General features: G+C 51.3%; 1 protein-coding gene. It reads right to left on the bottom strand.

Annotated elements, in window-relative coordinates:
• Positions 1–437, bottom strand: a 437-nt coding sequence (locus H4I94_RS16205; RefSeq protein WP_314732927.1) for a CsgG/HfaB family protein, incomplete at both ends; no start/stop codon positions are given.

Here is a 437-nt window from a genome sequence, read left to right as displayed (position 1 = left end):
TCAGGCGGTATTTGCGCACGGCAGCTTTCAAATGTTGCTGGTGGGATCACCTGACTGAGCAATTCAAAGGTGCCCAGATTCAGCATTTGACGCAGGGCAAAGTTGGTTGCCTCGCGTTCCCCTTTGCCAAGCTGAATATTTAACAAAGTATGCCCAGCAAACCTGCCTGCACTCAGACCATAATCCTGTGCAGCAATCTGTTTTTGCAGGGAAACATTGGCCACCACCTTACTGCTGCGGGTATCGGTGAGAGACAAATCCAACCCCACCATAATGCGGGTTTGACTGTAATTCGGACCCACTCCGCCAATCTGCATGTCCACACCGCCCCCCGGAATAAAGTCCAGACTGTTAATGCTGCCGGTGACATAATAATCAGAAGCCTGGATTTGCCGTGGATCACGAATGCCCCACTTGGCCTCACTTTCGATAATCCG

It is taken from the genome of Acinetobacter sp. T_3_1 (assembly GCF_025377055.1).
Taxonomy (GTDB): Bacteria; Pseudomonadota; Gammaproteobacteria; order Pseudomonadales; family Moraxellaceae; genus Acinetobacter; species Acinetobacter kookii.
Note: the sequence above shows the minus strand (reverse complement) of the source record. Positions and strands in the feature narration are given on the sequence as shown.